Origin of the sequence: Alsobacter soli, assembly GCF_003004785.1 — a bacterium.
Lineage (GTDB): Bacteria > Pseudomonadota > Alphaproteobacteria > Rhizobiales > Beijerinckiaceae > Alsobacter > Alsobacter soli.
This window is the reverse complement of the sequence record NZ_PVZS01000034.1, coordinates 1-24,149: the sequence shown is the minus strand read 5'-3', so window position 1 is coordinate 24,149 and position 24,149 is coordinate 1. Positions and strand designations below refer to the sequence as shown.

General features: G+C 69.4%; 34 protein-coding genes and 1 pseudogene. 17 read left to right on the top strand and 18 right to left on the bottom strand.

The window, feature by feature from the left end:
- The first annotated feature begins 12 nt into the window (after positions 1–12).
- Both metX and metW read left to right on the top strand, forming a co-directional pair.
- A complete protein-coding gene (gene metX, locus SLNSH_RS21420) occupies positions 13–1,206 on the top strand; it encodes a homoserine O-acetyltransferase MetX (protein WP_106339795.1) in 1,194 nt (397 codons plus the stop codon).
- Positions 1,199–1,837 (top strand): methionine biosynthesis protein MetW, encoded by a 639-nt coding sequence (gene metW, locus SLNSH_RS21415; protein WP_280954491.1) that lies wholly within the window; start codon positions 1,199–1,201, stop codon positions 1,835–1,837. Before metX ends, metW begins: the two co-directional genes overlap by 8 nt.
- On the opposite strand, the gene SLNSH_RS21410 is transcribed toward metW, so the two are convergent.
- Both SLNSH_RS21410 and SLNSH_RS21405 read right to left on the bottom strand, forming a co-directional pair.
- Complete coding sequence (locus tag SLNSH_RS21410; RefSeq protein ID WP_106339853.1) at positions 1,838–2,806, bottom strand: site-specific tyrosine recombinase XerD; 969 nt, start codon at positions 2,804–2,806, stop codon at positions 1,838–1,840.
- A 32-nt stretch (positions 2,807–2,838) separates the two neighbouring features.
- On the bottom strand, positions 2,839–2,982 hold the full coding sequence (locus SLNSH_RS21405) for a histidine kinase (RefSeq protein WP_106339793.1): 144 nt from the start codon (positions 2,980–2,982) through the stop codon (positions 2,839–2,841).
- A 201-nt stretch (positions 2,983–3,183) separates the two neighbouring features.
- On the opposite strand from SLNSH_RS21405, the gene SLNSH_RS21400 reads away from it, so the two are divergent.
- The 3 genes from SLNSH_RS21400 to SLNSH_RS21390 are packed head-to-tail and all read left to right on the top strand — an operon-like array spanning position 3,184 to position 6,177.
- Positions 3,184–3,750: a shikimate kinase gene (locus tag SLNSH_RS21400; protein ID WP_245422445.1), complete on the top strand. Its 567-nt coding sequence runs from the start codon at positions 3,184–3,186 to the stop codon at positions 3,748–3,750.
- Positions 3,747–4,868, top strand: coding sequence for a 3-dehydroquinate synthase (gene aroB, locus SLNSH_RS21395; RefSeq protein WP_106339791.1), 1,122 nt, complete (start codon positions 3,747–3,749; stop codon positions 4,866–4,868). Before SLNSH_RS21400 ends, aroB begins: the two co-directional genes overlap by 4 nt.
- Positions 4,869–4,878: 10 nt before the next feature.
- Positions 4,879–6,177: an HlyC/CorC family transporter gene (locus SLNSH_RS21390; RefSeq protein WP_106339789.1), complete on the top strand. Its 1,299-nt coding sequence runs from the start codon at positions 4,879–4,881 to the stop codon at positions 6,175–6,177.
- Positions 6,178–6,258: 81 nt separating this feature from the next.
- On the opposite strand, the gene SLNSH_RS21385 is transcribed toward SLNSH_RS21390, so the two are convergent.
- The 3 genes from SLNSH_RS21385 to SLNSH_RS21375 form a co-directional block, all read right to left on the bottom strand.
- Entirely contained in the window at positions 6,259–6,897 is a 639-nt protein-coding gene (locus SLNSH_RS21385; RefSeq protein WP_245422444.1) for a transglutaminase-like cysteine peptidase, read from the bottom strand.
- 255 nt (positions 6,898–7,152) lie between these two features.
- Positions 7,153–7,548, bottom strand: a complete 396-nt coding sequence (locus SLNSH_RS21380) for a PRC-barrel domain-containing protein (RefSeq protein WP_106339785.1) — start codon at positions 7,546–7,548, stop codon at positions 7,153–7,155.
- Between the two features lie 23 nt (positions 7,549–7,571).
- Positions 7,572–7,940, bottom strand: a complete 369-nt coding sequence (locus tag SLNSH_RS21375; protein WP_106339783.1) for a hypothetical protein — start codon at positions 7,938–7,940, stop codon at positions 7,572–7,574.
- A 183-nt stretch (positions 7,941–8,123) separates the two neighbouring features.
- On the opposite strand from SLNSH_RS21375, the gene SLNSH_RS21370 reads away from it, so the two are divergent.
- Positions 8,124–8,870 carry an SDR family oxidoreductase gene (locus SLNSH_RS21370; RefSeq protein ID WP_106339781.1) on the top strand — a complete coding sequence of 249 codons (747 nt, stop codon included), beginning with the start codon at positions 8,124–8,126 and terminating at the stop codon, positions 8,868–8,870.
- A 140-nt stretch (positions 8,871–9,010) separates the two neighbouring features.
- Entirely contained in the window at positions 9,011–9,979 is a 969-nt protein-coding gene (locus SLNSH_RS21365) for an MBL fold metallo-hydrolase (protein WP_106339779.1), read from the top strand.
- Positions 9,980–10,000: 21 nt separating this feature from the next.
- On the opposite strand, the gene SLNSH_RS21360 is transcribed toward SLNSH_RS21365, so the two are convergent.
- The 3 genes from SLNSH_RS21360 to efp all read right to left on the bottom strand — a co-directional run bounded on the left by SLNSH_RS21360 (position 10,001) and on the right by efp (position 13,180).
- A complete protein-coding gene (locus SLNSH_RS21360; protein WP_106339777.1) occupies positions 10,001–10,825 on the bottom strand; it encodes a MurR/RpiR family transcriptional regulator in 825 nt (274 codons plus the stop codon).
- Positions 10,826–10,929: 104 nt separating this feature from the next.
- Positions 10,930–12,546 (bottom strand): OpgD/OpgG family glucan biosynthesis protein, encoded by a 1,617-nt coding sequence (locus SLNSH_RS21355; RefSeq protein WP_245422443.1) that lies wholly within the window; start codon positions 12,544–12,546, stop codon positions 10,930–10,932.
- Between the two features lie 67 nt (positions 12,547–12,613).
- Complete coding sequence (gene efp / locus SLNSH_RS21350; protein WP_106339775.1) at positions 12,614–13,180, bottom strand: elongation factor P; 567 nt, start codon at positions 13,178–13,180, stop codon at positions 12,614–12,616.
- A 144-nt stretch (positions 13,181–13,324) separates the two neighbouring features.
- On the opposite strand from efp, the gene epmA reads away from it, so the two are divergent.
- From epmA to SLNSH_RS21335, 3 genes are all read left to right on the top strand, one after another.
- Positions 13,325–14,377, top strand: a complete 1,053-nt coding sequence (gene epmA, locus SLNSH_RS21345; protein WP_106339773.1) for an EF-P lysine aminoacylase EpmA — start codon at positions 13,325–13,327, stop codon at positions 14,375–14,377.
- A 131-nt stretch (positions 14,378–14,508) separates the two neighbouring features.
- Positions 14,509–15,588, top strand: a complete 1,080-nt coding sequence (locus SLNSH_RS21340; RefSeq protein ID WP_106339771.1) for a lysine-2,3-aminomutase-like protein — start codon at positions 14,509–14,511, stop codon at positions 15,586–15,588.
- A gap of 168 nt (positions 15,589–15,756) precedes the next feature.
- Positions 15,757–16,374 (top strand): L,D-transpeptidase, encoded by a 618-nt coding sequence (locus SLNSH_RS21335; protein ID WP_106339769.1) that lies wholly within the window; start codon positions 15,757–15,759, stop codon positions 16,372–16,374.
- A 3-nt stretch (positions 16,375–16,377) separates the two neighbouring features.
- On the opposite strand, the gene SLNSH_RS21330 is transcribed toward SLNSH_RS21335, so the two are convergent.
- On the bottom strand, positions 16,378–16,689 hold the full coding sequence (locus SLNSH_RS21330) for a hypothetical protein (protein ID WP_106339767.1): 312 nt from the start codon (positions 16,687–16,689) through the stop codon (positions 16,378–16,380).
- Between the two features lie 246 nt (positions 16,690–16,935).
- Here SLNSH_RS21330 and SLNSH_RS21325 point away from each other — a divergent pair, with 246 nt between their 5' ends.
- The 4 genes from SLNSH_RS21325 (at position 16,936) to SLNSH_RS21310 (ending at position 18,986) form a co-directional block, all read left to right on the top strand.
- On the top strand, positions 16,936–17,130 hold the full coding sequence (locus SLNSH_RS21325) for a hypothetical protein (RefSeq protein WP_106339765.1): 195 nt from the start codon (positions 16,936–16,938) through the stop codon (positions 17,128–17,130).
- An 81-nt stretch (positions 17,131–17,211) separates the two neighbouring features.
- Positions 17,212–17,661: a tellurite resistance TerB family protein gene (locus SLNSH_RS21320; RefSeq protein WP_106339763.1), complete on the top strand. Its 450-nt coding sequence runs from the start codon at positions 17,212–17,214 to the stop codon at positions 17,659–17,661.
- Positions 17,662–17,778: 117 nt separating this feature from the next.
- Positions 17,779–18,570, top strand: a complete 792-nt coding sequence (locus tag SLNSH_RS21315; protein WP_245422441.1) for a glutamine amidotransferase — start codon at positions 17,779–17,781, stop codon at positions 18,568–18,570.
- Positions 18,571–18,659: 89 nt separating this feature from the next.
- A complete protein-coding gene (locus SLNSH_RS21310) occupies positions 18,660–18,986 on the top strand; it encodes a hypothetical protein (RefSeq protein WP_106339761.1) in 327 nt (108 codons plus the stop codon).
- Here SLNSH_RS21310 and SLNSH_RS21305 read toward each other — a convergent pair whose 3' ends face one another.
- Positions 18,987–19,406 (bottom strand): hypothetical protein, encoded by a 420-nt coding sequence (locus tag SLNSH_RS21305; protein WP_106339759.1) that lies wholly within the window; start codon positions 19,404–19,406, stop codon positions 18,987–18,989. It lies immediately after the preceding gene.
- 169 nt (positions 19,407–19,575) lie between these two features.
- Here SLNSH_RS21305 and SLNSH_RS21300 point away from each other — a divergent pair, with 169 nt between their 5' ends.
- A complete protein-coding gene (locus SLNSH_RS21300; protein ID WP_106339757.1) occupies positions 19,576–20,421 on the top strand; it encodes a universal stress protein in 846 nt (281 codons plus the stop codon).
- A 65-nt stretch (positions 20,422–20,486) separates the two neighbouring features.
- Positions 20,487–20,873 (top strand): DUF1236 domain-containing protein, encoded by a 387-nt coding sequence (locus tag SLNSH_RS21295; RefSeq protein WP_106339755.1) that lies wholly within the window; start codon positions 20,487–20,489, stop codon positions 20,871–20,873.
- 90 nt (positions 20,874–20,963) lie between these two features.
- On the opposite strand, the gene SLNSH_RS21290 is transcribed toward SLNSH_RS21295, so the two are convergent.
- From SLNSH_RS21290 to SLNSH_RS25760, 3 genes and pseudogenes are all read right to left on the bottom strand, one after another.
- Entirely contained in the window at positions 20,964–21,194 is a 231-nt protein-coding gene (locus SLNSH_RS21290; protein ID WP_106339753.1) for a hypothetical protein, read from the bottom strand.
- 527 nt (positions 21,195–21,721) lie between these two features.
- Positions 21,722–21,853 carry a DUF411 domain-containing protein gene (locus tag SLNSH_RS25765; RefSeq protein ID WP_245422447.1) on the bottom strand — a complete coding sequence of 44 codons (132 nt, stop codon included), beginning with the start codon at positions 21,851–21,853 and terminating at the stop codon, positions 21,722–21,724.
- A 9-nt stretch (positions 21,854–21,862) separates the two neighbouring features.
- A pseudogene (locus SLNSH_RS25760) lies at positions 21,863–21,958 on the bottom strand (hypothetical protein); the annotation flags it as partial.
- Between SLNSH_RS25760 and copM the strand changes: the two are divergent.
- Positions 21,923–22,252 (top strand): CopM family metallochaperone, encoded by a 330-nt coding sequence (gene copM / locus SLNSH_RS21280; protein ID WP_106339751.1) that lies wholly within the window; start codon positions 21,923–21,925, stop codon positions 22,250–22,252. The pseudogene SLNSH_RS25760 and the gene copM overlap by 36 nt on opposite strands.
- An 8-nt stretch (positions 22,253–22,260) precedes the next feature.
- Here the strand turns inward: copM and SLNSH_RS21275 are convergent, their stop codons facing one another.
- From SLNSH_RS21275 to SLNSH_RS21255, 5 genes are all read right to left on the bottom strand, one after another.
- Positions 22,261–22,794, bottom strand: a complete 534-nt coding sequence (locus tag SLNSH_RS21275; protein WP_210202555.1) for a nuclear transport factor 2 family protein — start codon at positions 22,792–22,794, stop codon at positions 22,261–22,263.
- The gene (locus SLNSH_RS21270) at positions 22,791–23,006 is read right to left on the bottom strand and encodes a copper chaperone (RefSeq protein ID WP_106339749.1); all 216 of its coding nucleotides are present in this window, start codon (positions 23,004–23,006) and stop codon (positions 22,791–22,793) included. Before SLNSH_RS21270 ends, SLNSH_RS21275 begins: the two co-directional genes overlap by 4 nt.
- A gap of 11 nt (positions 23,007–23,017) precedes the next feature.
- Complete coding sequence (locus SLNSH_RS21265) at positions 23,018–23,236, bottom strand: hypothetical protein (protein ID WP_106339747.1); 219 nt, start codon at positions 23,234–23,236, stop codon at positions 23,018–23,020.
- The gene (locus tag SLNSH_RS21260; protein ID WP_106339745.1) at positions 23,233–23,907 is read right to left on the bottom strand and encodes a hypothetical protein; all 675 of its coding nucleotides are present in this window, start codon (positions 23,905–23,907) and stop codon (positions 23,233–23,235) included. Before SLNSH_RS21260 ends, SLNSH_RS21265 begins: the two co-directional genes overlap by 4 nt.
- Positions 23,904–24,149, bottom strand: a 246-nt coding sequence (locus SLNSH_RS21255) for a DUF4396 domain-containing protein (protein ID WP_146140344.1), incomplete at its 5' end; no start/stop codon positions are given. The genes SLNSH_RS21255 and SLNSH_RS21260, both read right to left, overlap by 4 nt.

Here is a 24,149-nt window from a genome sequence, read left to right as displayed (position 1 = left end):
GCCAGCGGAACGATGGCCCGGACCCTCGGAACCCACGCCCTGTCTCCCACGCCCCGCCATGAGGCCGACGATCCGTCCAGCCTCGTAGCGCGTTTCGGCGCGGACGAGCCGCTGCACCTCGACTGCGGCATCGCCCTGGCGCCCCTGCAGATCGCCTATCAGACCTACGGGACGCTCAACGCCGACAAGAGCAACGCCGTCCTGATCTGCCACGCCCTCACGGGCGACCAGCACGTCGCGAACGTGAACCCGGTCACGGGCAAGGGCGGCTGGTGGGAAACCATGGTGGGCCCCGGCAAGCCCATCGATACGGATCGCTTCTTCGTCATCTGCTCCAATGTGCTGTCGAGTTGCATGGGGACGACGGGTCCCGCCTCTCGGCTGGATGGCGGACCGGCCTACGCCCTCGACTTCCCGGTGGTCACCATCCGGGACATGGTGCGGGCCCAGGCCATGCTGATCGACCAGCTCGGCATCGACACGCTGTTCTGCGTGGCCGGCGGCTCCATGGGCGGCATGCAGGTGCTGCAATGGGCGGCGAGCTATCCGCAGCGGGTGTTCTGCGCGCTGCCCATCGCCACGGCGGCCAAGCACTCGGCCCAGAACATCGCGTTCCACGAGGTCGGGCGCCAGGCGATCATGGCGGATCCCGAGTGGAAGGGCGGGCGCTACCTCGCCGAAGGCACCCGGCCCGAGAAGGGCCTGGCGGTGGCCCGCATGGCGGCGCACATCACCTACCTGTCCGAGCCGGCGCTGCACCGGAAGTTCGGCCGCAAGCTGCAGGACCGCGCGGCCCCGACCTTCTCGTTCGACGCCGATTTCGAGATCGAGAGCTACCTGCGCTACCAGGGGCGCGCCTTCGTGGAGCGGTTCGACGCGAACAGCTATCTCTACCTCACCCGCGCCATGGACTATTTCGACCTCGCGGCCGACTACGACGGCCGCCTGGCGCAGGCGTTCCGGGGCTCGCGCACGCGGTTCTGCGTGGTTTCCTTCACGTCCGACTGGCTGTTCACCACGCAGGAGTCCCGCGCGGTGGTGCACGCGCTCAACGCGTCCGGCGCCTCGGTGTCCTTCGTGGAGATCGAGACAGACAAGGGGCACGACGCCTTCCTGCTGGACGTGCCGGAGCTCTTCGCCACCACAAAGGGCTTCATCGACTCCGCCGCGCGGGCGCGCGGGCTGACGGAGCCGGCCCGTGGCTGACGCGCAGTTCTCGACCAACGCGAGCGCGGCGCGCGTCGATCTCATGGTCGTGGCCGAAATGGTGGAGCCGGGCTCCCGGGTGCTCGACGTGGGCTGCGGCGACGGCGCGCTGATGCGCATGCTGCAGGACGGCCGCAACGTAGACGCGCGCGGCATCGAGCTCAGCCAGGCGGGCGTGAACCAGTGCGTGGCGCATGGGCTCTCGGTGATCCAGGGCGACGCCGACACGGACCTCGCCGACTATCCCGACGACAGCTTCGACTACGTGATCCTGTCGCAGACCATCCAGGCGACGCACCGTCCCAAGGTGGTCATGGAGCACCTGCTGCGGATCGGGCGGCGCGCCATCGTGTCCTTCCCGAACTTCGGCCACTGGAAGATCCGGGCCAGGCTGGCGCTCAGCGGCCGCATGCCGGTGACGGAGAACCTGCCGATCTCCTGGCACGAGACGCCCAACATCCACTTCTGCACGATCCGCGATTTCATCGACCTGTGCGGGGAAGTCGGGGCGCAGATCGAGAAGGGCGTGGCGCTGGACGCCGGAGGTCGCCCCATGCGGGCTGGACTGCCGTGGGGCGTGTGGAACCTGTTCGGCGAGCAGGCGGTGCTGGTGCTCTCGCGGGGGAAGTGATCACTCGTCCCCGAGCGGATGCAGGTCCCGCACCAGGCTTTTCAGCCGCTCGTCCACCACATGCGTGTAGATCTGGGTCGTCGAGATGTCCGCGTGTCCGAGCAACTGCTGGACCACACGCAGATCCGCGCCGTTGTGCAGAAGATGGCTGGCGAAGGCGTGGCGGAGGACGTGCGGGCTGACCTTGTCGGCCGAGAGGCCGGCGGCGACCGCGCAGGCCTTGAGGTCGCGGGCGAAGGCCTGGCGGGTCAGGTGGCCCGATTCGCTGTCGGCCGGGAACAGCCAGGGGCTCCCGGCGCCCAGGGCCTTGTCGGCGGCGGCCTTTTCGTCCCGCAGTGCGAGGTAGCGGGCGATGGCGGCCTTGGAGCGGGCGTTCAAAGGGACGAGGCGCTCCTTGCCGCCCTTGCCGCGCACGACGAGCAGCTGGTCGCGCACCCGAGCGGCGCTGGCCGGTAGGGCGACAAGCTCGCTGACGCGCAGACCGCTGGCATACAGGGCCTCCAGCAAGGCGGACAACCTGGCGGCGCGCAGGCGCTCGCCAAGTGGGCGCTCGGCAGCGTCGACGCCTTCGGCCGCGGTCGCCAGCAGCCGGTCGACATCGCCGATCGTCATCGTCTTGGGCAGAGGGCGGCCCCGCTTTGGGCCGGACAGGGCCACGGTGGGATCGTCGGCGCGGATCGCCTCGCCGTAGAGGAACTTGTGAAGCTGCTTGACCGCGGAGAGCCGGCGCGCCGCCGATGAGGTCTTGAGGCCGCGGGCCGACAGGTCGGCCAAGTAGGCGCGAATCGCCTCCACGCCGGCGTCCAGCACGTCGAGCCCTTCCGTGGCCAGGAAGGCGGCGTAATCCTCCAGGTCGCGGCGGTAGGCCTCGATGGTGTTGAGGGCCGCGCCGCGCTCGGCCGACAGCATGGCCAGGAAGGCGTCGATCTGGGCGGCGGCCCCGGCCTTCGCCCTCGGGGCAGCGCCCATCCGGGCGCGTTCGGGAGCCGGCGCGGCGCGCTTCATCGAGGCAGTTTGGACGAGGGGATCGTGACGGTGATCTCGCGCTGCTCGGGCTCGTAGAGGGTCGCGAGGGCCCAAAGGCCGGCATAGACGCAGCCGGCCAAGATCGCGCAGATCAGCAGGAAACGGAGGATGACGGGCACGGCGGGCTCATCGTGAGGGGACCACCTTTCGAACACGCCCGATGGTTGAACGCAAGGGGGCGTGAAAACCGCATCGGGTCCGTGCTAGAGGAGGCGCAGGCGGCCGCTGGCGGAGACGCCTTTCATCCGGGAGGTGGCCGCGCCGGCCAGCTGGACATCGTGTCGAACGTCGTCGCCGAGACCCTTGAAGAGAACGATCCGGTGGAGCGCATCCGCGCCGGGCTCGGCGGTCGCTCCATCGTGCTGGTCGGCATGATGGGCGCCGGCAAGAGCTCCGTTGGGCGGCGCCTGGCGCTCAAGCTGCGCCTTCCGTTCGCAGACGCAGACACCGAGATCGAGAAGGCGGCCGGCATGACGATCCCGGAGATCTTCGCCAGCCGCGGCGAAACCGAGTTCCGCGACGGCGAGCGCCGCGTGATCGCCCGCCTTCTGGCCGAAGGGCCGCAGGTGCTGGCCACGGGCGGAGGCGCCTACATGAGCGCCGAGACGCGGCAGCGAATCGCCGAGCAGGGCCTGTCCGTGTGGCTCAAGGCCGACGCGGACGTGCTGATGCGGCGCGTGCGCAAGCGCTCGAACCGGCCGCTGCTCAAGAACCCCGACCCGGAAGGCACGCTGCGTCGGCTGATCGACGAGCGCTACCCGGTGTACGCGCTGTCGGACCTGACGGTGCATAGCCGGGACGTGCCGCACGACGTTGTGGTGAGCGAGATCATCGGGGCGCTGGACCGGCGATTCGGGGCCGGCGGGAGTGACGGGGAAGGGGCATGAGCGCCAGCGACGCCATCGTGCATGTGCCGCTCGGCGAGCGAGCCTACGACATCCGGATCGGCCACGGGCTGATCGAGCGCGCGGGCGAGCTCATCGGAGCGGCGACGCCGGGCGCGGCCTGCGCGATCGTGACGGACGAGAACCTGGCGAGGACGCACCTGCCGGCGCTCGAGCGCAGCCTGGAGGCGGCAGGGATCCGGCACGCGCAGGTCGTGTGCCCGCCCGGAGAGGCGACCAAGTGCTACCGCTGGTTCGAGACCGTGTGCGACGCCATTATCGGGGCGCGCATGGAGCGGGGCGACGTCGTCGTGGCGCTCGGCGGCGGGGTGATCGGCGACCTCGCGGGCTTCGCGGCGGCGGTGGTCCGGCGGGGGATGCGCTTCGTGCAGATCCCGACGAGCCTGCTGGCGCAGGTGGACTCGTCCGTTGGCGGCAAGACCGGCATCAACTCGCCGCACGGCAAGAACCTGGTCGGCGCCTTTCACCAGCCCAGCCTCGTGCTGGCCGACGTGGGCGTGCTGGACACGCTGCCCGAGCGCGAGTTCCGGGCGGGCTACGCCGAGGTGGCGAAATACGGCCTGATCGACGACCCGGCCTTCTTCGCGTGGCTGGAGGAGAACCACCGGGGTGTGTTCGCCGGCGGGCCGGAGCGGGCCCACGCCATCCAGACAAGCTGCGCGGCGAAGGCCGCGGTGGTCGTGCGGGACGAGACGGAGCAGGGCGACCGGGCCCTGCTCAACCTGGGCCACACCTTCGCGCACGCCTTCGAGCGGCTGACGCATTATGACGGCGCCCGGCTCGTGCATGGCGAGGCGGTGGCGATCGGGCTCGTGTGCGCGTTTCGGTTCTCGGCGGCGCTGGGGCTGTGCTCCGGGCAGGACGCCGGGCGCGTGGAGGGCCACCTACGCACGGTCGGGCTGCCGACGCGCATCCGCGGCATCCCCGGCTGGGACGGCGACGCCGCCGCGATCCTGGACGCCATGTTCCAGGACAAGAAGGTGAAGCGCGGGGCGCTGACCTTCATCCTGGCGCGCGGCATCGGCCAGAGCTTCATCTCGCGCGGCGTCGAGCCGTCATCCGTGCGCGAGTTCCTTGACGCGGAGCTGGCGCGCGCCTGATTCTCTCCCCATGGAAAATCTCGAGGTTCACGCGAATCCCTGGATGGCGCTCGCCATCGTGGTGTTCTGCCTGGCGTTGTCGGCGTTCTTCTCCGGCGCGGAGACCGCGCTCACGGCGGCTTCCCGGGCGCGCATGCACGCGCTGCAGGACGGGGGCGACAAACGGGCCGGCATCGTCAATCGCCTGCTGCTGGCGAGGGAGCGGCTGATCGGCGCCATGCTGATCGGCAACAACGTGGTGAACATCGGCGCCTCGGCCTTCACCACCAGCGTGCTGGTGAGCTTCTTCGGGGCTGAGGGCGTGATCTACGCCACGGTGGCGATGTCGGTGCTCGTCGTCGTCTTCGCCGAGGTGATGCCCAAGACGGTGGCGATCAACAAGCCGGACCAGGCAGCGCTGCTGCTGGCGCGCCCCGTGTCGTGGATCGTGGCCCTGTTCGGCCCGGTCACGATGGCCATCGAGGCCTTCGTGCGCGTGACGCTGCGGCTGTTCCGCATCGACATCAGCGAACACAAGAGCGTGCTGTCGGCCAGCGAGGAAATCCGCGGCACGGTGGACCTGCTCCACCGGGAAGGCGGCGTCCAGAAGGAGGCGCGCCGCATGTTCGGCGGCCTCCTCGACCTGGAGGAGCTCGGCGTCTCCGACGTCATGATCCACCGCACCAAGATGCGCACCATCTCGGCGGACCTTTCGTCCGAGGAGATCGTGCGCGAGGTGCTGTCCTCGCCCTATACGCGCCTGCCGCTGTGGTCCGGCACGCCGGAGAACATCGTCGGCGTGCTGCACGCCAAGGACCTGCTGCGGGCGCTGGACGCCGTGAAAGGCGACGCCAGCAAGCTCGACGTCCGGGCGATCGCGCTGGATCCGTGGTTCGTGCCGGACACCACGTCGCTGGCCGACCAGCTGAAGGCCTTCCTGAGCCGCAAGACGCACTTCGCGCTGGTTGTGGACGAGTACGGCGAGGTGATGGGCCTCGTGACCCTCGAGGACATCCTCGAGGAGATCGTCGGCGACATCAAGGACGAGCACGACCTCAGCGTCCAGGGCGTCCGGCCGCACCCGGACGGGTCGGTGAGCGTCGACGGGTCCGTGCCTGTTCGCGACCTGAACCGGGCCATGGACTGGAACCTGCCGGACGAGGAGGCCACCACCATCGCGGGCCTCGTGATCCACGAGGCGCAGATCATCCCGGACGCTGGGCAGGTGTTCACCTTCTACGGCTATCGGTTCCAGGTGCTCCGCAAGTCCCGCAACCGCATCACGGCGTTGCGCATCACGCCGGTGAGCCGGCTGAACGCGGCGGAGTAGGGGTCTGTCCTTCGCGAAGTGCTACGCTCGCGATGACGGGTTGAAGCTGCGGGCTATGAGCGCGGCGCGCCCTGGCGGCCGTCAGCGCCGCGAGGCCGTGGCGGTCACGCCAGAGACGTGGTTCAGGCTCACCCAGGCGGTCTCGACCTGGCTCTCGCGCTTCACGTAGACGTAGCCGGTCTGCTGCCAGGTCAGGACGTCGTCGCGCTTGTTGTCCAGGATGATGTCGCCGCGGTCCGTGCGGATCATCAGCACCGCATGGCCCTCGTTGTTCTCGTCCAGCACCACCGTCATCAGCATGGCGCGGCGCGGGAAACCGAGCTCGGCCAGCCTGCGGCGCTTGAGGAGCTGGTAGTCCTCGCAGTCGCCATAACCGTCGTCGGCGAAGTCCCACTGGTCGACCACGCCCCAGTGTTCGAGGTCCGTCAGGGGCTTGATGCTGTGGTTGACGCGCGCGTTGACGTCGGCGATCTGCTTCCAGGCGGTCGCCGTCACGACGATGCGCTCGGGTTCGTTGAGGTCCACGCGGCATTCGGCGGGGTACTGGGCGCAGAAGGCCTGCCAGGCCACGATCGGACGGGCGGCGCCGGAGGCGAGCGCGGGCTGGGCGAGCGGGGGCAAGCCGGCGAGGCGGTCAACCGGGCCCGCAGCGGCCGCCCCGATGCCCGCGCAAATGGCGAGGGCGGCGCCGGAGAGGGTGAGAAGCGAACGGAGGAACATGATCATCCCTGTGTGTTGGGATGATCCTTGGCGCGCGCTTCCCAGCAGCCGCTGAGAAAATCCGCTCAAATTTGAGGGATCCGGGCCTTAACGGCTGGGCAGGACGACGGTACGGTCACCGTCGACTTCATCCGATGCGCGCAATTTGAACCAATCGGCGATTGCAAGCGCGGAGAACTCTCTCCAAGCGCCCGGACACGGCGAGAGGCCAGGCGGCTCTCCGCCTGGCCTGCCGTCCCGGCGCGGCCGCATGGCCTACATGTAGAACGGAATGCGATAGTACTCGTAGACGCTGCGGCCGTATTCCGGGTTCTGCCAGGGCGTCTCGGCGGCGGTGTAGCTCGGCGCGTGCTCGAGCTCCTCCTTGGTCATGTCCACCACGTAGCCGCCCATGCGGGTGTCGTATTCCAGCTTCTTCCAGGGAAATGGGTGGTATCTCTCCCCGATCCCCAGGAAGCCTCCGAACGACATCACCGCGTAGGCGACCTTGCCGGTGACCTTGTCGACCATGAAGTTGTACACCGTGCCGAGGCTGCGGCCCTGACGGTCGTACACGCCGGTTCCCTCGACCTTGTCAGAGGCGATCAGGCGCTCCGTCTCGTTGATCGGAAGCCCGCGCTCGTGCGTCGGGCCAGGATGCGCGTCGCTCATGCGGTCCTCCTCCACGTGGGACGCTACTTGGGATCGACCGTGCTGTTCTGGCCGTTGGGCGGCGGAATCACGGGCGTCGTGCCGGGGTTCGGAACGGGGGCCGGAGCGCTGATGCCGGGGTCTGTCCCGGGGGGCGGAGTGATCACGCCGTCACTCTTGTTGAGCTGGTCGCTCAGCGAGCGGCCCTTGATGGTTCCCGTGGTGTCGGGCGTCCCGGGCTTGTCCGCGTTCAGAGGCGGGTCGACCTTTTCAGGGACGGTCTGCTTGGGATCCATGCTCGGCGGCTGGCTCGGCGGCTGGGCCTTGACCTGCGCCATCGCGCCCGTCGAGAGCGCGCACGCGAGGGCCACGACGCCCAGTCGCAAACTTCGAATTCCGGTCTCGGAAGCCATTACGTCCTCCTTCGTCCTGTTTGAGACTCAACAGTCGAGGTCGGACCCGGTTCCCCGTCGCGCTCAAGCCGACCTGTGCGCAGGGCGGGGCTGCGACAAAGCGGTTGCTCGTTCGCGGGGCCCCCTCCAGAGTGCGTGCCGAACGGGGATCGAGCCCCGAAATGGATTTCTGGGAGGAAGGGCATGAGCAAGGTCGCCATCGTGACGGGCGCAGGCACGGGCGTGGGACGCGCCGCCGCGCTGGCGCTGCTGCGGGAAGGGTTCGCGGTCACCTTCGCGGGCCGCCGCCGCGAGCCGCTGGAGGCCGCCATCGGCATGGCCCAGGGCGGGGCCAAGGCGCTGGCCTGCCCCACCGACGTCGCCAACCCGGATTCCATGCGCGCCCTGTTCGACAAGACGGTCGAGACCTTCGGGCGCGTGGACGTGGTGTTCAACAACGCCGGAACCGGCGCCCCCGCGATTCCGCTCGAGGAGCTCAGCTTCGACCAGTGGCGGACGGTGGTGGACGCCAACCTGACCGGCGTCTTCCTCGGCATCCAGAACGCCTTCCGGGTGATGAAGGACCAAAATCCGCGGGGCGGGCGCATCATCAACAACGGCTCCGTATCGGCCTACGCGCCGCGACCGAACTCCGCGCCCTACACGGCCACCAAGCATGGCGTGCTGGGCCTCACCAAGTCGGCCTCGCTGGACGGCCGCAAGTACGACATCGCGGTGGGGCAGATCGACATCGGCAACGCCGCCACGGAGATGACGGAGCGGATGACCGGCGGCGTGATGCAGGCGAACGGGACGATGGCGCCCGAGCCGCGCATCGACGCCGAGCATGTGGCGCGCGCCGTGGTGTACATGGCCACGCTGCCGCTGGACGCGAACGTGCTCACGATGAACGTCATGGCGACCAAGATGCCGTTCGTGGGCCGCGGCTGACGGCACGCCGCCTCACGCTTCCGTGAGCGGCGCTCCGGCGCAATCCTCTGCACCATGCGGGCGCGCGCCCTATCTCAGGGCGCGTCGACGCGGGCGGCCACAGCCCGCGCGCCCAGAAGCTCGCGAGGAGATGCTTCCGAATGTCGCTTGACCGCCGCACCCTGATGACCGCGGCCGCCGGACTGGCGGCCGCAACCGTTCTCCCCGAAGCCGCCAGCGCGAGCGCCCCTCCGATCGGCAAGCAGACGGCCGGCGCCTACCGGTACAAGGTCGGCGACATCGAGATCACCGCCGTGCACGATGGCGTCAACCGCATGAAGCTGAACGAGGGCTTCGTGCGCAACGCCAAGCTCCCGGACGTGCAGGACGCGCTCAAGCAGGCGTTCATGGCGCCTGACGAACTGCCGATCACCTTCACGGCGCTCGTGGTGAACACCGGCGGCAAGCTCGTCCTGATCGATACCGGCCTGGGCGGCCTCGGCGGGCCGACGAGCGGGCAACTCATTCCGAACATGCGCGCCGCCGGCATCGACCCGGCCGCCATCGACACGGTGGTGATCAGCCACTTCCATGGCGACCACATCAACGGCATCCGGCCCAAGGAAGGCTTCGAGAGCTTCTCCAAGGCCGAGATCCTCGTCCCGGCGCCGGAATGGGACTTCTGGATGGATGACGCCAAGATGGCGCAGGCCCCGGAGGGCCTCGTGGCCAACTTCAAGAACGTGCGGCGCGTGTTCGGGCCCATCGCCAAGGACGTGAAGCGCTTCGATTGGGACAGGGAGGTCGCGCCTGGCGTCACCGCGATCGGGGCGCCCGGCCATACGCCCGGTCACACCATCTTCGCGGTGGCTTCCGGCGGCGCCCGGATGATGATCCTGTCGGACGTCACAAATCATCCGGCGCTGTTCGTGCGCAATCCCGACTGGTCGGCGGTTTTCGACCAGGACGCCGACATGGCGCGGGCGACCCGGCACAAGGTCTTGGACATGATGGCCGCGGAGCGGATGCACGTGGCCGGCTACCACTTCCCGTTCCCGGCGCAGGGCTACATCGCCAAGGACGGCAAGGGCTACACGTTCGTGCCCGCGCAGTGGAGCACGGTTCTCTGAGACGCGGCGCCGGGCGGCGGATCACCCCGCCCGGCGTTCCCCGACGGCCACCGCCAGGGTCATGGCGAGGCAGAGCGTGGCCGCCATGGACCGGAAGGCGGCGAAGTCGGCCTCCACGATTTCCAGCCACACGGACGCGATCTCGGCCAGCGGGCTGAAGGGGCTGTCGGTCAGCGCCACCACGGGCGCGCCGCGCTGGGCGGCGGCTTCCGCGAGATCGATGGTGGCCTGGGTATAAGGCGAGAAGCTGATCGCCAGCAGGGCGTCCTGGGGGCCCGCATGGGCGATCTGATCGGCCCCCATGTGGGCGACGTTGTCGATCAACGAGGTCCGGATGCCCAGCTTCGGCAGCGCGTAGGCCAGGTAGGCCGCGACCGGGAAGGCGCGGCGCAGGCCGACGAGGTAGATGGTCTCGGCCTCCGCCAGGATGTCGACGGCCGCGTCCAGATCGCGGGCCGCCACGGTCTGCCGCATGCGATGAATGGAGGCGGTGGCGGCTTCGGCGAAGCCGAAGAGCAACTTGGCGGGATCCTCCGCGGAGGGCCTGGCCTCGTGCAGAGAGCGCAAGCGTTCGCCGTAGTCGGGCCAGCGGTCCCGCATCCGGCGTCGGAAGACGCTCTGCAGGTCCGAGAAGCCGGAATACCCGATGGCCTTGGCGAAACGGACCAGGGTCGAGGGTTGAACCTGCGCGAGTTCGGCGATGCTGGCGGCGGTGCCGAAGGCGAGCTCGTCGGGGTGGCTGACGGCGAACTCCGCCACCTGCTGGAGCCGCCGGGGCAGGTCTGGACGGCGGGCCACCAGCAGGGCCTTCAGCTGATCGTAGTCGCGAGGAGCGTCTATCTGCATGGCCGGTCTCTGAGCGCGGCCTCCGAAGACGTCCGGGGCGCCCAGCGATGAAGCACGAGCGGAACGAATGTTTCAAGCTTGGAACGTTCGTGACGACCCTTGGCCTAGTCAGGCGCGCGCCAGGCGAAGGCCCATGTCTCCGTCATGGGGTGGCCTTCGACGGTGAGGTAGCTGCGCATCTCCACGGTCGCGGCCTTCGGCGCCTCGATGTCGAGATAGGCGCGGAAGCCGCGTGTGACCGGGTTTGGCTCAAGGTTGCTGCGGGCCAACCGGCCGCCCCTGGCCTCCGCGAACAGCGCCACGCGCTTGGGCGAGGCCTGGTAGAAGGGCAGGTCGCCGCCGGTGAAATCCACCATGAAGCGGCGGCGCACGACGTCGCCGGAGCCCGGCGGGCCGGCGAGCCCCGTCTGAAAGGTGCCTGCCGCCTTGCCGCCGCGGTGCAGCTCTCGGCTATCCAGGGAGCGGATGAGATAGTTGAGCTCGAGCGGGGCGCCTGGCTCCGGGGCCTTGGCCGGCCGCCAGAAGGCGACGATGTTGTCGTTGGTCTCGTCGGGGGTGTTGAGCTCGACGAGGTCGATGCTGCCTTCGCCCCAGTCGCCGCGCGGCTCGACCCAGTAGCTCGGCCTCAGGTCATAGCGGGCCTCAAGGTCCTCGTAGCGGGCGAAATTGCGGTCGCGCTGAAGGAGGCCGAAGCCGGCCGGGTTCTTGTCGCCGAAATGAGAGGTGCGGGGCGCCGGCGGGTTGGCGAGGGGACGCCAGATCCACTCGCCGCCGCCGGTGTGAACGAGCAGGCCGTCGGAATCGTGGATCTCGTTGCGGAAGTCGTCGCGCAGCCGCCGGTCGTTCTCGCTGGTGTAGAACATGGAGGTGAGCGGCGCGACGCCGATGGACGGGATCGGCTTGCGGGGGAAGAGCTGGCTGCGCACCTCGGCCACGGTCTCGGGGCCCGGGCGGAGGATGATCTGATAGGCGCCGGTCACGGACGCGCCGTCCAGCAAGGCGTAGACGACGATGAATTCGTCGCCCTTCGCCGGGTGCTCCACCCAGAACTCGCGGAAAAACGGAAACTCCTCGTCGGGCTGGCCGCTGCCGATGGAGAGGCCCCGGGCCGAGAGGCCGTAGCGCTGCCCACGGGACAGGAAGCGGAAGTAGCTGGCGCCCAGGAAGACCGCGAGTTCGTCCAGCTGATCGGGATTGTTGAGCGGGTAATGGAGGCGAAAGCCGGCGAAGCCGAGCCCGATGGGGAGCGGACCGGGGAACTTGTTCTTGCCGTAGTCGAACAGGGACGCCGAGTAGGGCACGGGCGCGGCGACGCCATGGTCGATGACGTTCACCACCACGGGGCGTTTGAACAGGAAGCCCAGGTGGAACAGCTGCATGCGAAACGGGCTGCCGTTCTCGCCGAGCAGGGCCTTCTCGGGGCGGAAGCGGATGTCGCGGTAGGCGTCGTAGTCGAGCTGCGCCAGTTCGGGCGGCAGGGGCGGAGGCTCCGCCTGGAAGGATTCTCCAGCGAGCCTGCGCGCCCGGTCGATCACGTCCTCGAAGCGAAAGTTCGGCTGAGGCGGCGGGCTCGGAGGGGGCGCGGGTGGAGGGGGCGACTGGGCCGGGGGCTGGGCGGGCGCGGTCTGGGCGAGAGCGCCTGGGGCCGCCAAAGGGCCGACCGCCAGGGCCGCGCCGCCGAGAGCAGTGAAACGGCGGCGATCGAGGATGGGATGCGGCACGGCGGGACCTCAGGCTTGGGCGAGAGCAACGCCCAAGCTGCCGGTCCGTTCCGCGCCGCAGCGCGGGTCAGTCCTTGGCGCGCTCCACGTAGGAGCTGTCCTCGGTCATGATCACGACGCGGGTGCCTGCCCCGATATGCGGGGGCACCATGGTGCGGGCGCCGTTCGACAGCATGGCGGGCTTGTAGGACGAAGAGGCCGTCTGGCCCTTCACGGTGGGCTCGGTCTCGGTGATCTCGAGCACCACGCGGGCGGGGATCTGGATCGCAACCGGCACGCCATCGTGGACGCTGATGGTGCAGACCATGTTCTCCTGCAGCCAGATGGCCTGGTCGCCCATCACGTCGTCCGGAACCGCGATCTGCTCGTAGTTCTCCGGGTTCATGAAGTGATGGCCCTCGCCGTCGCTGTAGAGGTAGTTGTAGTCGCGGTCCTCCACATAGGCGCGCTCCACCTGCTCGGTGGTCCGATAGCGCTCGGACACCTTCACGCCATCGGAAATGCGGCGCATGTCGAGCTGAGTGACCGGGGTGCCCTTGCCGGGGTGGATGTTTTCCGCGGTCAGAATGACGTAGAGCTTGCCGTCCTTCTCGACGATGTTGCCCTTGCGGAGCGAGCTGGCGATGACCTTCACGGGTGTGTCTCTCTCAACTGACGGTCGCGTCCCGGAGCGGGTCGCGGAAAAGCGGGGCGCGCGACCGCGCATGCGGGTCGCCGAGGCTGCAGCCTTTCAGCACGATTTGGCGCAAATGACCAGCGATTCGCACGGGTCCGCGCCGTGAAGGGCGCGGCTCCCGGCGCGTCGCCATGGTGGACGCCGCACGTGCACGCCGACCGCCGGCCCTTCCTGCTGGCGCGCAATCGCATCGTCTCCGCGATGCGCGCGTGGTTCGGCGAGCGCGGCTTCATCGAGGTCGAGGGCGCCATCCTGCAGGCGTCGCCGGGGAACGAAGCGCACCTGCACGCCTTCGCGACGGAGATGCTGGGCCCGGCGGGCGAGCGCGCGCCCTTCTACCTGCACACTTCGCCAGAATTCGCCTGCAAGAAGCTGTTGGCCGCCGGCGAGCGGCGGATCTTCGACTTCGCCAAGGTGTTCCGGAACCGGGAGCGCGGGGCGCTGCACCATCCCGAATTCACCATGCTGGAGTGGTACCGGGCGGACGAGCCCTACGAGGCGCTGATGGACGACTGCGCCGCGCTGCTGCGGCTGGCGGCCGAGACGGCGGGCGCCGCGCGCCTGCGCTTCCGGGGCGGCGAGGCCGACCCCTTGGCGGCGCCTGAGCGCGTGACTGTGGCGCAGGCCTTCGCCGAGCGGGCCGGGATCGACCTTCTGGCGACGATGACGCCCACCGAAACGGATCGGGACGCCCTTGCGGCTGCCGCCCGGGGCGCCGGGATCCGTGTGGCGGACGACGACACCTGGGCGGACGTGTTCAGCCGCGTGCTGGTGGAGAAGGTCGAGCCGCACCTGGGCTTCGGCCGCCCGGCGATCCTGTGCGAGTACCCCGTGAGCGAGGCCGCGCTGGCGCGGCCGAAGGCGGGCGACCCCCGCGTGGCGGAGCGCTTCGAGCTCTACGCCTGCGGGGTGGAGCTGGCCAACGCGTTCGGGGAGCTCACGGACGCTGCCGAGCAGCGGCGCCGCTTCGAGGCGGAGATGGCCGAGAAGGAGCGCGTCTATGGCGAGCGCTACCCGCTCGACGAGGACTTCCTGGCCGCGCTGGCGCTCATGCCTTCCGCGAGCGGCATCGCCCTGGGGCTCGAGCGGCTGGTGATGCTGGCCACCGGCGCGTCGCGCATCGAGCAGGTGGTGTGGACGCCCGTGGCGGGGTGAGCGTCTCGCTTGCACCAGGCGCGCCCGGGCCGTCTTCCTGGATCGCGTCGCTCGCTCGCGATGACGGATGATGGACGACGGTGTTGTCAGTCCGTCGCCGCCGTGAGAAGACCCGCGCGCCCGGAGCCCCCATGACCCAGTCCGCCCCCAAGCCGACCCCCTTGCCTCGCAGCCTGCGCAGCGCGGACGACCTGGTGTCGGCCGGCCTGCTGCGCCCCGAGCAGCGCGAGGGAGCGGCCGCCGTGGCGGAGCGCTACGCGGTGGCGGTCACGCCCGCCATGCAGGCCCTCATCGACCCGGGCGACCCGGATGATCCCATCGCGCGCCAGTTCGTGCCCGACCCGCGCGAACTGGACGCCCGGCCGGAGGACCTGGCCGACCCGATCGGGGACGACGCCCACAGCCCGGCCGAAGGGCTGGTGCACCGCTATCCCGACCGGGTGCTGCTGAAGCTGGTGCATGTCTGCGCCGTGTATTGCCGCTTCTGCTTCCGGCGCGAAACGGTGGGGCCGGCGGGCTCGGGCACGCTGTCGCCGGCCGCCTTCGAGGCGGCGCTGGACTACGTTCGCGCGCGGCCGGAGATATGGGAGGTGGTGATCACCGGAGGCGACCCCCTGGTGCTCTCCCCACGACGGTTGCGCGAGGTCGTGGAGGCCATCGGGGCGATCCCGCATGTGCGGATCATCCGCTGGCATACCCGGCTGCCGGTGGTCGATCCCGCCCGGGTCGGGGCCGAACTGATCGGCGCGCTGACGGCCTCGGACAAGACGACCTATGTCGCTCTTCACGCCAACCACCCGCGCGAGCTCACGCCCGAGGCGCGGGCCGCCTGCGCGCGCCTGATCGCCGCCGGCATCGCCATGGTGAGCCAGACGGTGCTGCTCAAGGGCGTGAACGACGACGTGGAGACGCTCGCGGCCCTGATGCGCGGCTTCGTGGAAGCGCGGGTGAAGCCCTATTACCTGCATCATGGCGACCTCGCGCCGGGCACCGCCCACCTGCGGACCACTGTCGAGGAAGGGCGCGCCCTGGTGAGGGCCCTGCGCGGGCGGCTCTCGGGCCTGTGCCAGCCCACCTATGTGCTCGACATCCCCGGCGGTCACGGGAAGGCCCCGATCGGGCCGGACGCCATGGACGGCGGCATGGTCGAGGACTTTCGCGGCGCGCGCCACATCTATCCGCCGCCGGTTGACGGAAAGTCGGGCGCTTAAACTTTTCGCGATCTACGTTCACTGCAACTCAAAGATGCTGGCGTTCGCGCGTCGGCGGAGTCAGGATTGTAGGCGAAGGGAAACCTTCCTGCTGTTTGCTGCAGCAGCGGCGAGGCGGCGCAGACCGTCCGACCGACAGGGTCCGTCATTCATCCGAAGGTTTTCGCCATGCGTTTCCTGGCTCGTTGTCTCGTGGCCGTCGTCGGCCTGATCGCCGGTTCCTTCGCGCTCCTGCCTGGCGCCCAAGCCACCGTCCGGGTCAACGTGGACCTGACGACCCAGACCATGCACGTTTCGTCGGACGAGGGCGGCAGCCACACCTGGAAGATCTCGTCGGCCCGCAAGGGATACGTCACGCCGCGGGGCGTCTACCGGGCGCAGCGGCTGGAGAAGATGCACTACTCGCGCAAGTACGACCTGTCGCCGATGCCGCACTCCATCTTCTTCAAGGGCGGCTACGCCATCCACGGCACCGGCGCGGTGGGGTCGCTCGGCCGTCCCGCCTCGCACGGCTGCGTGCGGCTGGCCAAGGGGAACGCCGCGCAGCTCTACGCCATGGTGCAGAAGGAAGGCGCGGTGATCACCATCACGGGGTCCGCGCCGACCACCGCGGTGGCTTCCGGCCCCAGGAAGGCCAAGAGCTACGCGTCAGCCCGCCATCGGACCCCGGCCACTTACGCGGCCCGCCGTGCGCCGGCCGAGCCGCTGGGCTATGCCCCCAGCCCGGCTCCGGTCTCCGCCAAGTCGTGGGCGCGCAGCCCCGTCGGATGGTGGCTCTTTCGCTGAGCCTCAGAAGCTCATGGTGGGCGCGAAGAAGCAGCGGCGTGAGCCGTCGGCTCTCTTGCAGCGCCAGAAATCATGGTCTTCGGACGTATAGGCCTCCGCGAAGGGCACGAGTTCCTGCCCGTCGATGAGGTAGCCGTCCTTGACGACCGTGATGCGGGCCGGCGTAACGGACGAGCAGTCGCTCGGGCCGCAACAATGCACGCCGCTGGTCGGATCCTTGTATTGGCCGCGGTTGATCCAGAAATCGTGGCTGATGGCGGTCGGCGAAGCGACCACGCAAGACGCAAACGCGCATGCGGCGAGTCCAAGCTTCATGACGGCATCCAGTTCGGGTCGGGCGGCCCTGGCTTCGCACGCGCCATCGGTCGCCAGGCAAGTTGGCCATGGCTCGCCGGTCATCGTCTGTCCCGACGAGACCCCCTTGGCCGCGGCTGTCCGCAGCGCCCCCTCGAAGGGCCTGTTCCAGGCTTGGGTTGGATTTGCAACGCACGCGAGTGATCCAGAGTTGCAGCCCGTTGCGCGGGCCGACGACTCACGTACGCTGGCTCCGAGGAGAGCCCCATGCTGGACAGGCGGGACGAACCTGACGAGGCCGACGATGGCCGCCGGACGACGGTGAACCTGGTGGCCGCCATCGTGTGCCTGCTGCTGCTCGGAGCGGGACTGTTCCTGGTCGAATCCATGGATCGCGCCAGAAAGGCGCAGAACTGCTTCGAGGCCGGCCGGCGGAACTGCGCGGCTTTGTCCACGCCCTGACCGGCGCCCGAAAGGCGGCCTTGCCGTGCAGCGGATCCGGGCCTAACCACACGGCCCGGTTGCATCGTGCGAGAAGCCACCATGTTTCAGACCCTCGCTGACCTGCTCCAGTCCATCGCCGGCGGCGCGCCCGCGGGCGAGCCGGCGATCGACGAGAGCCAGCGCGCCAGCGCGGCCCTTCTGGTGCAGGTCGCGCTGGCGGACGGCAGAATCACCGAAGCGGAGGAGCGCTGGCTGGAGGACGCCGTCATGGCGCGCGCCGGCCTTGGTCCCAGCGAGGCGCGTCGTTTCATCGCCGAAACCCGCGCCCGCGTACAGGAGGCGGGCGGCGCCGCGGAAAGCCTGTCGGCTTTTGGGCGCCAGCTGCCGTCCGACCAGCGCCAGCAGATCGTCTCCCTGATGTGGCGCGTCGCCCTCGCGGATGGACGGATTCATGAGGTCGAGGAGAGCCTGATCGAGCGCGCGGCGGAGATCCTGGGCCTTTCCGCCGAGGACACCGCGCGAATCCGCGCGGGGGAGGCGGCGACGTGAGGGGCAGCATGCGCCGATCCGCCGCTCGACGACGGGCGCCGCTTGTGGCACGCTTGATGCAAAGACTGTTCAGTGCGACAGATTACGTCGCCATTGGCTATCGGGGCGCCTTCGCTCGTGAGTGACCGCATCGTCATCGTGCTCCACCAGGAGCACTCGACGCCCGGCCGGGTCGGGCGCCTGCTGCAGGAGCGTGGCTACGCCCTGGACATCCGCCGCACCCCCCTCGGGCAGGAGCTGCCGGAGAACATGGGCGATTACGCCGGAGCCGTGGTGTTCGGCGGCCCGATGAGCGCCAACGACGAGTTTCCCTGGGCCAAGCGCCAGATCGACTGGATCGGCTCCGTGCTGGACGCCGGTACGCCTTACTTGGGACTGTGCCTGGGCGCGCAGATGCTCGTGCGCCAGCTCGGGGGGCGGGTGGACAAGCACCCCGAAGGGCACGCCGAAATCGGCTACTACGACCTGCGCCCGACGGACCCGCACGGCCACGGCTTCGCGGAGGAGATCGGGGCCGCCTGGCCCAGCCGGGTGTACCAGTGGCATCGGGAAGGGTTCGACATGCCGTCCTGCTGCGAGCCCCTGGCCGAAGGCGACATCTTCCCCAACCAGGCCTTCCGGTGCGGCGAGAGGGCGTTCGGGCTTCAGTTCCACCCGGAAGTGACCTACGCGATGATGTGCCGGTGGACCGTACGGGCCCATGAGCGCATGGCCATGCCCGGCGCCCGGCCGCGGCACGAACACCTGCACGGGTGGCACCTGAACGACGCCGGCGTCCGCCGCTGGCTGGACGCTTTCCTCGACCACTGGCTGTCTCCGCCGCAGGCCGCCACGGGCGCGCAACGCTGTGCGGCCAAGGACCAGGTCCCCGTCGCGGCCCTCCCGGATCGCGCACCCGCCTTCGCCTGAGGCCTTCACGGCTGCGCGAGAGCGGCCCTTGGGCGCTTCGCGTTCCGGAGCCGCCGGCGTAATCTGGCATCCTCACCAGGAGGGAGCCCATGGCCAAAGTCTCACTTGCGGTTCTCGCCGCCGGCCTTCCGCTTCTCGCGGCTTCCCCTTGCATGGCGGACGCCATCGATGGGACGTGGTGCAACGAGAAGACCGGGAAGACTTTCGAGATTCACGGGCCTTCGATCGTAACCCCGGGCGGCGCGCGGCTCGAGGGCGCGTATACGCGGCATTCGTTCCGCTACACGGTCCCGGAGGCCGAAGCGCCGGCAGGCGCTGCAGTCGCGATGCGGCTCCTGAGCGAGAACGTGGTGCAGGTGCAAGCCGGCGAAACCAGCGCGCCGGAACTCTGGCGCCGCTGCGAGCAGACCAGCTGATCAGCCTCCCGCGCGCGGGGTGAGGCGCAAGAGCGCGAGGGCCCCGGCGGCCCAAACGCCATTGTACACCAGCGGGTAAATCGCCGTGCTGGCGGCGAAACCGCTGCCGTGCCGCAACAGGGGGGCGAGCACTAACCAGTTCGTCAGGCTGATCAGGACGGCGAAGATCAGCACGGCCGAAACCGCCCCCCAGAGCCCCCGGCCCAGGTTCGGCAGGATATGCACCAGCAGGACGCCCCAGAGCCCGCCCAGGGCGGCCGTCACGATGACCGACGGGATCCGCCAGTGGGAAACCGGGGCCATGGACCACGCTCCCCCGCCGCCGAAGCCGACCCGGCCGCCGACATAAAGCGCCGTCTGGTGCACCAGCAGCACAGACAGAAATCCCGCCACAAACCCAAAGAGAACGCGCCAGCCCATCGCCGCCCCCGAATCATCCGCCACAGCCTGCAGCAATCGCGCGCCGCCGCAAGCGCCGGGAGGCCACGGCCGGCGTAAGACGCAGAGATCCCACCTCTTTCTGGCCACTCGCCGCCGGCTGCGGACATGCTAAGCTTTCGATGTCGAGCACAAGCTGGGGAGCGCGCCCATGGTGATGAAATCGGTCTTGGTCCCGATCGAGGACAACGAGGGAGCCCAATCGATCCTGCAGACCGCCCTCGTGTTCGCCCGCCGCTTCGGCAGCTGCCTGGAGGCCGTGGCTCCGCTTCCGCTCATCGACAACTACATCGTGGGCGAGATGGTGCCCCTGTGGCCGCCGGCGCAGACCGGCACGGGCGACAGCTCGCGCGAGGCGCTGCTCCTGTTCGAGCGCTTCATGGAGGAGCACGACGTCCATCGCCGGGAGCGCGCCAGCCAGGGACCGTGCTGGGCCATGCGGGAGGGCGCCTTGCTGGGCGACAGCGCCGTGGCGGCGCACGCCAGGGTTTTCGACATCTCCATCGTGGGGCGGCCGGGTTCGGGCTCGGCGGGGCCGCGGCTGTCGCTGCTGGAGGCCGTGCTGTTCGAGAGCGGCCGGCCGGTCTTGATGGCGCCGCCGGCCGGCTTGTCGGAGCGGTCGACGATCGGAGAGACCGTTGTGATCGCCTGGAATTGCAGCACGGAGACCGCCCGCGCGGTCGCGATGGCCATGCCGATCCTCGTCCAGGCGCGGCGCATCCGCGTGCTCACCGTGGAAGGCGCCACGGTGCCCGGCCCCTCCGGCGAAGACCTGGTCCGCCGCCTCCGGCTCGACGGCGTCGAGGCTGACGCCGTGACGGTGACGCCGGCCGGCATGACGGCGGGGGAGGCGAGCCTCGACCACGCCCGCGCCTTCGGGGCCGACCTGATGATCAAGGGGGCGTACACCCAGAGCCGCCTGCGGCAGATGATCTTCGGCGGCGTGACCAGCCACATCCTGGCGAACGCCACCCTTCCGGTGCTGTTCGCGCACTGAGCCGAGCGGAACCGCCGCCGCGGCGAGGCGTTGCCCGGTCCCCTAACCAGGACAGGAGCGACACCATGACCCTCAACCGCATCGTGACGGCGGCGCTGTTCGGCGTCGCGGCGGCCGGTCTCTTCGCTGCGCCGTCCGCGAAGGCGCAGACGACCACCATCATCGAGGACCAGACTGGAGCCGTCGACGGGGGCTATGACCTGCCGCCGGAGCAGGAAACCATCATCCGCCGCCGGATCATCCAGGAGCGGCTTCCCCCGGTGGAGCTCCAGGGCGGGACCGTGCGGGTCGGCAGCATCGTGCCTGAGGATGTCGAGCTGAGGCCCATGACCTCCTTCGGCTCGGGCCGGATGGCCCGCTTCGCGTATTTCATCTCGCCCGACGAGAAGATCGTCGTCGTTGAGCCGCGCAGCCGCCAGGTCGTCCGCATCATGGACGCCGACACCCCGTAACGCGCTTCGGCCGGGCGCCCTGGGGCGGCCCGGCCGATGAACAGGCTGCAGGTTAGGCCGGGGCTTCGCCCCGGCCTCCTTCCTTGCGGGTCAGCCACACTTCTTGATGCGCTTCGTCATGCCTTCGCGGTGGATGATCACCGTCTTGCAGCCATGGATGCTGCCGGTGCGAAACTCGTGGCGGCGCTCCCAGCCGCGATGGTGGTCCCACCCGCGGTGGTAGCCATTGTCATGGCGCACGCGGATGTCGACGCCCTGCGCGTTGGCGGCCAGCGTGCCCATGCCGACGAGCGCGGCGGCAGCGAGAATCATAGTCTTCATGTGAAGCTCCCAAGCGTTTCCAATGATGATCCAAACGCGAGGTGAGCGCGAAAGGTTCAATCGTCGCGCGGGCCCGTCGAAGGGAGCCGAGCTGCTCGCGGCTCGTTCAAACGCTCAGGGCGCACGCAGGCCCGTTCGCGGGCTCAAAACGAGCGGCGCGGATCTCGTCAGCGATCAACAGAACACCCTGGTGGAGCTGAGGGGAGGCGAACCCCCTTTACTATAACCAAGCATAATCAATATCTTAACGTCGCCACGCCGAGCTAAGTGCGCCATCTTTGTGTACCACCTTGGGACAGTGCAAAGTGCAAGTTCCGGCGGTCTTTTCGTGCAGTCCGCACTTTCACGCAAAGCGGCAGAGGCCCGGATGGCCCGCGCGAATAGTGGCCGAAGCGCCGCCAAGCACGGCCGACATCCGTCTGGCCCTTTTTCTAAGTTGGCTGCTTGGTCGGCGCGGCCGCTCACAAATCCCGGCGAATGAGACGGTCAGCTGCTTTAGCGCGAGTTCGTCCGAATTGCATCACCGGTCAGAGGGCGGTCGCCCCCTTGCAGCGGGCGAACACGATCGGGCTTTCGGCACCGAACACGATGGCCTCGTAGATGTCGCCCTTCGCTCCCGGCGCGTCCATGCCGGGCGAGCCCGCGGGCATGCCTGGCACGGCCAGCCCTTTTCCGGCGGGACGGTCGGCCAGGAGACGCTTTAGCGCGTCCGCGGGACGCAGCAGAGTATGCAGGACGCCATGAAGGGCATGGATGAGACGCACAAGGGCTACATGCAGGCCATGGTGGACATGCGCCAGCCGATGATGGAGGGCATGATGGCCAAGGACGCCGACGTGGCGTTCGTGTGCGGGATGATCCCCCACCACCAGGGCGCCATCGCGATGGCTCGCGTCGTGCTCAAGCACGGGGACGACCCGCAGGCCAGGAAGATTGCCGAGCGGATGATCAAGGACCAGGAGAAGGACTTCCAGGAAATGACCGCCTGGCGGAGAAGCATGCGAAAAAGTGACACGGTGGGCGGCCGCAGTGCTGCCCGACACCGGGTCGGGCTCTGAACGCGGGTTCAGCTCTGGGGCGGGATCACCGTGTAGTGGATCGTCTGCGCCACGATCCTGCCCCCCTCGATCCAGTAGCTGTCCGTGCCGTCGTCCACGCGCGCTCCGTTGCGGGCGGTGGTCGACCACTCAAGGAAGGCCATGTGGCCTGACACCACCGTCGCCTTGTAGGTGAACTCCATGCCGGGCAGCTCGCGCCGCAGCCGCGCGGCGAGGTCGCGCATCCCAGCGTGGCCTCGGTGAACGCCATCGCCGGTCAGCACCACGAGATCGGGCGAGAAGTTTCGGACGAGGTCCTCGTCGAGGGTCCCCGTTCGACTGAGGCGAAGGTGCTCGTCGAGGACCTGCTCGGGCGTGCGGGCGTCCAGGTCGGCGCGTGGGGAAGGCGTCGACAAGGCGTCGAAGTCCCGGGCGGATCCGGGCTCGGCGATGGCGGGTGCGTCGGGGGTCGAGCCGGCGAACGGGGGCTCCTCGTCGGCCACCGAGGCCGCCGCGTTGATCGGCGTGTCGGGTCCCTGGTCGTCCGGCACGAGGCGGCTCACGACCGGACCTCCTCGACCGAGCTGACGGGATACCCCGCGCTCTCGATGGCGAAGACGACGGCCTGCGGGTCGGCGTCGGCGCCCACCCGGACCTCGCCGTGCTGAAGGTCGATTCTCACGGGGATGTCGCGGGGCAGCGACGCCCGGAGCGCATCCTCAAGGGCCTTTTCGCCCCGCCCCTCGCCAGTCGGCGCGAGAACGTAGGTCCGCATGGCGCGTCGCCTCAGTTCGAAGGCGTCGGCTGGGCAGCCAAGGCGATGAGCTTGCCGGCCATGGCCCTGACCTCGTCCTCGACATAGTCGCCCCGGCCGTCGCGGGGCGCCTCGACCTGCGCCGCGCTCTGGCCGCCCGCGGCGGTGTAGCGGGCGCCGGTCGGCGCGAAGGTCGCGATGACGGCGTCGCCGTCGCGTTCAAGACGGAAGTCATCAGGCTTCGGTGTCACGGGCTGCCTCTTCTGCTGGATTTCCTTCTCAGATCAGTCGCGCGCGCCTCGGTGGCGAGCGCGACGTATGGGCGACCGAGCAGCACCTGTTCGGCGTCCAAGCTGATCGTCTTGGCTCCGAGCCCAAGCACGCCGCCAACACGAAGGTCCGCCACCAGGTGGTCCTTGTCCGCGCGCAGCGCGTTCAGTGTCCCCAGGCTCTCCCCGCGGGCGTTGACCGCTGTCTGTCCGAGCGCGCCCGACAGCACGTCCGCCGCCCCGAACGCCGCGGGCTGTCCCGTCGGCGCCTTTTCCAGTCCTGACGCCGCTTGCCCGAGCACCTCCGCGGCCCGCTCCGGGCGGCCGTCCTGCACGAGGGCGCGCGCCTTCTTGATCGCATCGTGGGCCTGCCGAAAAGCTTGGGCCGTCTGCTGGTCGAGGCTGCCGACCGTCGTGGTCGCAAGCGCGAGATGCCGCGCCCTGTTCAGGGCCGCCATGGCCGACGCGCGCCGGTCGTCCTTAAGGCCGGCGGCGCTGTCCCGCATGTCTGCAACCAGGCCGCGTTTGAACGGGTCGAGGCTCGCGGCCCAATGGCTCGTGACAAGCCCTTTGGCGCCCTCGTCCGCCCGCAGCGGCCCAGCGAGGAACACCGCAGCCGCGCAGGCCATCACCGCGATCCCTGTCCGCTTCATCGGCGTGCCCCGCTGGCGCGTACGCCCGAATGGGCTTCGTGTCGGCGCTCCGGCGCGTTTCGGGCTCCGTCGCGCTGGGCCATCTGCTTCAGCATATGCTCGTGGCCCTGTCCGTGCTTCCAGCCGATGGCCACCAGCCACCAGTTCATCGGCAGGGTGAACAGGAGACCGACGAACAGCCCGAGGGCTCCGAAGGTCCAGAACGCGTAGGTGTCCGGAAGCGGCTGCTCGCCCACGGTGGC